5 protein-coding genes and 1 pseudogene are annotated in these 7,567 nt (G+C 43.2%); 1 reads left to right on the top strand and 5 read right to left on the bottom strand.

Going from position 1 to position 7,567, the window contains the following annotated elements; translation table 11 throughout:
- Window positions 1-66 precede the first annotated feature (66 nt).
- Window positions 67-198, bottom strand: coding sequence for a hypothetical protein (locus ACLTL4_RS10580; RefSeq protein WP_412291517.1), 132 nt, complete (start codon window positions 196-198; stop codon window positions 67-69).
- Between the two features lie 224 nt (window positions 199-422).
- On the opposite strand from ACLTL4_RS10580, the gene ACLTL4_RS10575 reads away from it, so the two are divergent.
- Window positions 423-1,721 (top strand): VanZ family protein, encoded by a 1,299-nt coding sequence (locus ACLTL4_RS10575; protein WP_412291518.1) that lies wholly within the window; start codon window positions 423-425, stop codon window positions 1,719-1,721.
- A 415-nt stretch (window positions 1,722-2,136) separates the two neighbouring features.
- On the opposite strand, the gene ACLTL4_RS10570 is transcribed toward ACLTL4_RS10575, so the two are convergent.
- The 4 genes and pseudogenes from ACLTL4_RS10570 to ACLTL4_RS10555 form a co-directional block, all read right to left on the bottom strand.
- The gene (locus ACLTL4_RS10570) at window positions 2,137-3,351 is read right to left on the bottom strand and encodes an IS256 family transposase (protein ID WP_118639713.1); all 1,215 of its coding nucleotides are present in this window, start codon (window positions 3,349-3,351) and stop codon (window positions 2,137-2,139) included.
- Between the two features lie 193 nt (window positions 3,352-3,544).
- Window positions 3,545-3,976, bottom strand: coding sequence for a BlaI/MecI/CopY family transcriptional regulator (locus ACLTL4_RS10565; protein ID WP_147632108.1), 432 nt, complete (start codon window positions 3,974-3,976; stop codon window positions 3,545-3,547).
- A gap of 188 nt (window positions 3,977-4,164) precedes the next feature.
- Window positions 4,165-5,481, bottom strand: coding sequence for an MATE family efflux transporter (locus ACLTL4_RS10560; RefSeq protein ID WP_412291519.1), 1,317 nt, complete (start codon window positions 5,479-5,481; stop codon window positions 4,165-4,167).
- A 194-nt stretch (window positions 5,482-5,675) separates the two neighbouring features.
- A pseudogene (locus ACLTL4_RS10555) lies at window positions 5,676-7,567 on the bottom strand (DNA-directed RNA polymerase subunit beta'); the annotation flags it as partial.

The raw sequence follows: 7,567 nt of genomic DNA, 5'->3' as shown, positions 1-7,567 counted from the left end.
GATTTCCAGGTTCCCATGCCATGAATATACTATAATTTCTGATTTTTGGCTACCTCAACCCACCGTCTAAAGCCAGTGGGATTGCGGTAGCCTTATTTCAAAGAGAATATCCTGATGTTCTGTATCTTTCTCAGAGTAGTTGCAGATAAGATCTGGCATCGACTCTTCATCATCCACGATCAAAATTTTTTCACCCATATACATCATCTCCATTTTCCATTACAAACGTTGCATTCCACAACTTCTGTTTGTTTTCACTGCTTCTATTTTACTGTATTATACACTTAAAATCCATGAAAACCTGGCTGGCTTTGCTGGACTTTTTCTTTTAAAAGTGATATTATATCGCGTAAGCAATTAGCTTACCAGCATGCTCTTTATGCTGGCATTTTCGCTATTTATAATTATGGAGGTGAATCGCTATGTTGAGGACAATATTGAAACCACTTTCTTTCGTACCTGCCCTCATTATGATGTATATTATCTTCTCCTTCTCCGCTCAGGACGGAGATATGTCCGGTCAGCTCAGCTACCAGGCAAGTGTGAAGATCATCGAAACAGCTGACTATGTTTTTAACGCCAATCTCAGTTACGATCAAATCGATGAGTGGGCTAATAAAATCGATTTTATCACCCGCAAGCTGGCACATATGACCGAATATTTCGCTCTTGCTATCGCAGTATCCTTTCCATTATATGTATATGGACTGCACGGCATCCTTCTGATGTTTCTGGCGGGACTGATCTGCGTCGGGTTCGCCTGCGGAGATGAATTCCACCAATCGTTTATCGCCGGACGAAGTCCTTCGTCAAGAGATGTCTGTATCGACAGTGTCGGCGTGTTTTTTGGGATCATCGTCGTCCGCATCATCGGCTGGACCGGACGGAAGACGGTCTTTAAAGAAAAAGTCAAAGTAAAACAGAAAAAGCCAAAGAAAAAGCTCTTTGGCGGTAAGTCAAAAACAACTTACTATGATAAATACGGCAATTACCAGCCACCACAGCCGGATGACCGCTATTACCAGAATCCAGGATCTGGATATGGTTATGACAACCGCAGCAATAATCCAAATTATGGCTATGACAACCGCGGCGGTAATCCGAATTATGGTTATGACGGTCGCAGCAGCAATCCGAATTATGGCTATGATAACCGCAGCGGCAATCCGAATTATGATTATGATAATCATGGACATCGTGATTATTATGAACAGAGCGGCAAAAATCCGGAAACCGGTTACGGATATGACAACTGCGAGCAGAATTACTGCGAATCACAGACTCCTGACCGTAGTAACCGCGATTACTATGAGCAGCCCGTCAGGGAGTCGCAGTCACAGCAGAGTACCAGAACCTGGTCAAGGGAAGAAGTAGAAGCCGGACTTCATCCGGAGCATACATCACGTACTTCCGACAAAAAGGCTACTAATCCAAACGATCCTTTCTGGTCTCCAGAACAGGAAATCGACTTCAATGCCAAACCGGAATATGCCGAGCGAAATTATCAGGAAACAAATGATCCATATGATCATGACTGGGGATTTGACCGTTCCGAAAATGTTTCCCGACAGCCATCTTATTCACCAGAAAAAGAACAGGCTCCATATGAGAATCCGGAAAGTACCGTTCCAGACGAACCTGCGGAAGATCCAAGACAGACTTCTCCGGTACAGCACCGAAGAAAAAAGAAACATGAAAAAGACTGGTTCTTTGATCTGTAAAGGTTTGTTGCTCACCACTTGCAGAAGTGAGACTCTTCTCGACTGAGATAAAATCGGAAATTGAGTTTCGATTAAAACTAAACGAGGGTGTAAAAATTCTTGTGTCTATGGAAAGTAAATCTTTCTGATAAGAAATAGATATGTAAAATTTTGCTGTCGAATTAATGATTATGCGGCTGTCGAATATATCTTTGTACTTACAGTATTGCCATGTAGGAAAATTATATACATCATTTTCGATTTTTTTGCATGACAAGTAAGGCATCATGATTATTGCCTTTTGTGGGCTCTGCCCACACCCGACCTCTGGAATAGGATCGGAAATTTCTGGCAATAATATAAATGCCGAAGGAATAGACAGAGAGCAGGAATGAGGGGCTTAAAAGAGCTTCCCCATTCCTGCTTTTCTTTTCTCTTACAGATAAGCAGTGAGCCGTTCTCCGTAAAGGACTATCAGCTGATTCAATACCTGATCCCAGTTCCGGTATCTCTGCGTCCACTTTTTGACTACGTTCTCGCTGGCAAGATACAGCATCTTTTCCAATGCAGAATCGCTTGGGAATACGCTTTTCGTTTTCGTGACTTTCCGATACTGGCGGTTCAATCCTTCTATGATATTTGTCGTGTACATAATGCGTCTGATATCATTAGAAAACTGGAAAAAGGAACTTACATCTTCCCAATTATTTTCCCAGTTACTGATCGCGTACGGATATTTCTTCCCCCATTTTTCTTTCATGTTCTCCAGCTCTGTTAAAGCGGCTGTTTCGTTCGGAGCATTGTACACTTCTTTGAAATCCGAGGAAAACTTTTTCAGATCATTATAATTTACATATTTGAAAGAATTGCGTAGCATATGGATCACACATCTCTGGATCTCTGCCTGCGGATAAACTGCCTGAATAGCTTCTTTAAAACCCGGAAGACCATCCACGCAGAAGAAAAGGACATCTTTTACTCCGCGGTTCTTAAGATCATTAAGCATCCCAAGCCAGAACTTGCTGGTTTCATTTGCGCCTACTGTGATGCTGAGGATATCTTTGTATCCCTCCACTGTAACGCCAAGAACTACATACGCAGCACGACTCAGGATTCTGCCATCCTCACGTACTTTATAATGAATACAGTCCATAAAGACAAACGGATAAACCGGGTTCAGAGGACGGGACTGCCATTCCTTAACCTGAGGAAGTATCTTGTCTGTGATCTTGCTGACCATTTCAGCTGACAGCTCAATTCCATAAAGATCCTGGAGCTGGTCGTGGATGTCACGTGTACTCATACCACGGGCATATAAAGAGATCACTTTTTCCTCAATCCCGGAAATATCTCTCTGGTATTTAGGGATGAGTTTTGGTTCAAACTCACCGTTACGGTCTCTTGGTACGTCGATTTGAAATTCACCGTATTGACTCTTTAAGTTTTTTGTAGAATGACCATTTCTTTTATTGTCTGTCTGTAGATCTCCCTTATGGTTTTTCTCGTAGCCAAGAGTTGCATCCAGTTCTGCCTCCATCAGCTCCTGCAGGATATCCTTGAAACTGTCTTTCAGAAGCGTGTATATATCTGCAACGCTATTAATGTTGTTTTCTGAGATGATCTGTCGAATTTGTTCCTTTGCAACTGCCATAAAAAATACTCCTTTTCGATAAGAATTGTCATATCTGAATTCTTACCAAAAAGGAGTTGTTTTTTACCAAAAACACAAACTATTTTACACTACCAACTAAACAAAAAAATGCATGTACTTTCGTCATCCGACAAAAATACTTGCATTTTTTATTTTATCATTTTTCGTTTTTTGCTTATTATTCTGTTCCCTGTTACTCTGTTTTTTCGCTGCTTTCTTCCTGCTTCTGTCTCTCTTCTTCCTTCTCCTGCTGTTCTTTCACAAATTGCTGTAATTCCTGTTTGTGCTCTTCACTGAGACCATGATCGCCCTCAAGAGAACGTAAAAACACCAGCAGAGAACCATCATAGGCAAGATTCAGGTATTCCTGAACACCTTTTGCTATAAATTCTTTTCTTGACATGTTCACAGAATAATAGCGACGTTTACCTCTTTTGGTAGAAGACAGGATTTTCTTATTCTTCAGACGTATCACAAAACTATAGGCCGTCTGCTGTTTCCATACATATCCTTTTGTCTCCATGTACTCCATGATTTCATTCAGATGAATCTCCTCCTGATCTGCATGTGCCCACATGTAGTCCATAATGTGCTGTTCCGCTTCTGATAAACTGTAAAAAGCCATACTTTATCCTCCTAATCATTTGTAATATAATACAATGCTATATTACATATCCTATCAAAAAATCGCCAGATGGTCAAATCAAAAATTCGAGAAATTTTGTTCCGTTTTGTGATCATTTACAGAAAATAATGCATGAAACAGAAGAGGAAATAAATCTTGTTGCCCGCCGCCTACAGTTGAGAATCATCTCACCTCTGATATAGTATGATTGCAAACACCGCTGTCAATGCCTCTGCCACCGGAAATGCCAGCCATACGCCGTTTGCTCCCAGTATTTTTCCAAACAGAAATGCTGCCGGAATAATGACAATGACATATCGCAGCAACGCAATACAAAAAGATGGTGTACCCTTTCCGAGTCCTTCCAGTGCTCCGGAGCAGGTCACAGACACGCCGGACACGATAAAGCCAAAGCTGATGATATGAAGTGCAGTGATTCCGATCCGGATGGTCTCTTCGTTCACGGTGAACAGCCCGATCAATTTTCCCGGGATGAGCCAGGATATCAGCATTCCGGCTGCCATCACGCCAAGCACCAGTCCCAGTGCCGTCCGGAATATTTTTTCTACCCGTTTTTTCTCTCCCGCTCCATAATTGTAGCCGATCAGCGGACGGATGCCCTGGATGATTCCGTTTGCACTCAGATAAATAAAGGTCTGAAGTTTATAATATACGCCAAGCACCAGCACATATTTCTCCGAGAATCCTGACAGGATACCATTTAAAGATGAAATCAGCAGAGACGGAAGTGCCATATTTAAAGTCGCCGGAATGCCGACAGCATAAATACGGGAAATTACCTGTTTCTCCGGTTTTAAATATTTTAACTGGATCTTGACCGGGATCGGGTCTGCAAAATAAAAGATGAGATAGATCAGCAGTGTCGCCGTCTGTCCGATTCCGGTCGCATAGGCGGCACCGGCAATCCCCATAGCCGGAAATGGGCCGATTCCAAAGATCATCAGCGGATCGAGCAGAATGTTGATCAGACACCCACAGATCATGCTGAACATGGAAACTTTCATTTTACCCACCGACTGAAAGATTTTTTCAAAGGTTATCCCCAGTGTGATCACAACGGAGAAGAGCAGCACACGATTTCCGTATGTGATTGCCATCAGGTTGACTTCCAAATCAGCGGAAAATCCTTTCAAAAACTTCCACAGACCTGCTGTACACAGGACTGTCAGCAATATTCCATGCAAAACACTTAAGGCAATGCCCTGCGTTGCTATCTGATTTGCTGTGGTCTGTTTTTTTGCTCCCAGATAATAAGCGATCCCGGCATTGATCCCGATTCCAATACCAACACCGATGGCTGTAATCAGATTCTGTATCGGATATACAAGTGCCAGTGCCGTCATCGCTTCTTCACTTAATTTTGCAACAAAATAGCTGTCTACGATGTTATACAGTGCATTCACTGCCATGGAGATGACCATCGGCAGCGACATGGATAACACCAGCGGCAGTATTTTTCGCTCTTTCATAAAACTTTGATCCATATATTTCCTCCATCTAATAATACAACGTGCTTTACAGACTTTATCAGCTGATTAGCAATCGCCAAATACCAGCATGCTGTATTTTTCTCAACATGGCAACAAAAAAACGCCACATAACTACCTTTCGATAGCTATGTGGCGAAAAAAGAACTTTCTTAAAAAATCCACACCCTGTACGGGTTTTGTTATTCTCTTTATTCTTCGGTAGAATCCGAATCTTCCGCTGTCAAATCGACTTCATCGAAATCGTCTGCAACATTCTCATCTGCATTCTCTGCTGCGGCAGTTTCTGCATCTGCTGCTGTTTCTTTCGAAGTGATCTCTGTCTGCTCTTCCGACATTTCTGTTTCATCCAGCATCAGATCGTCATCTTCCATTTCATATTCATCCTCACCGGTATCCAGTTTTACGTTGCGGTAACGTTTCATACCGGTTCCGGCCGGGATCAGTTTACCGATGATAACGTTCTCTTTCAGACCGATCAGCGGATCAACTTTACCTTTGATAGCTGCTTCTGTCAGAACTTTTGTAGTTTCCTGGAAGGATGCTGCTGACAGGAAGGAGTTGGTTGCCAAGGATGCTTTTGTAATACCAAGCATTACCTGTTTTCCTTCTGCAGGCTCTTTGCCCTGAGCGATCATCTCTTCATTGATATCCTCGAAATCAAGGATGTCTACCATGGTTCCCGGCAGAAGTTCCGTGTCTCCGTTATCCTCGATACGGATCTTCTTCATCATCTGACGAACGATTACTTCGATATGTTTATCGTTGATCTCTACACCCTGCAGACGGTATACACGCTGTACTTCACGCAGCATGTAATCCTGAACAGCGTTTACGCCCTTGATTCGCAGAATGTCATGTGGATTTACACTACCTTCTGTCAGTTCATCACCAGCATCCAGATAAACTCCATCCTGTACTTTGATACGTGATCCGTAAGGGATCAGATAAGTCTTGGACTCACCTGTCTCACTGTTTGTCACAATAATCTCACGTTTTTTCTTGGTATCTTTGAGGGTTGCCACACCGGAAATCTCAGTTATGATAGCAAGTCCCTTAGGCTTACGTGCCTCGAAAAGCTCCTCGACACGAGGAAGACCCTGTGTGATATCGCCGCCGGCAACACCACCGTTATGGAAGGTACGCATGGTCAGCTGTGTACCCGGCTCACCGATAGACTGTGCTGCGATGATACCTACGGATTCACCAACCTGTACCGGCTCACCGGTTGCCATGTTGGAACCGTAACATTTCGCACAAACACCAACATGTGATTTACAGTTCAGGATCGTACGGATCTTGATCTGTTCAAATGGTTTGCCGTTTGCGTCCACACCTTCACTCATGATACGTGCTGCACGTTTCGGAGTGATCATATGGTTTGCTTTTACAAGGATTTCGCCGTCTTTATTCTTAATGGTCTCGCAGGAGAATCTTCCTGTGATACGCTCCTGCAGGCTTTCGATCTCTTCCTTGCCGTCTGTAAATGCTTTTACATACATACCCGGAATTTCTTTGCCTTCGCAGCAGTCCATCTCACGGATGATCAGATCCTGTGATACATCAACCAGTCGTCTTGTCAGGTAACCGGAATCGGCTGTACGAAGAGCGGTATCGGACATACCTTTTCGAGCTCCATGCGCAGACATGAAATATTCCAGTACGTCAAGACCTTCACGGAAGTTTGACTTGATAGGCAACTCGATCGTACGACCTGTTGTATCAGCCATAAGTCCACGCATACCTGCAAGCTGTTTGATCTGCTTGTCAGATCCACGGGCTCCGGAATCTGCCATCATGAAGATGTTATTGTATTTATCAAGACCTGTCAGCAGTGCCTCTGTCAGTTTATCATCAGTTGCTTTCCATGTCTCAACAACTTCTTTGTAACGCTCTTCCTCTGTGATAAGACCACGTTTGTAGTTCTTGGTAATAAGGTCAACAGTATCCTGTGCCTTCTGGATCATTTCCGGTTTCTGAGGCGGAACGGTCATATCGGCAATGGCAACAGTCATGGCTGCACGTGTAGAATACTTGTAACCTGTAGCTTTGATCGCATCAAGAACCTCAGCAGTCTTTGTAG

Origin of the sequence: Hominisplanchenecus sp. (assembly GCF_046967715.1) — a bacterium.
Lineage (GTDB): Bacteria > Bacillota > Clostridia > Lachnospirales > Lachnospiraceae > Hominisplanchenecus > Hominisplanchenecus faecis.
The sequence above is the reverse complement of the archived record's forward strand: the minus strand, read 5'-3'. Positions and strand labels throughout refer to the sequence as shown.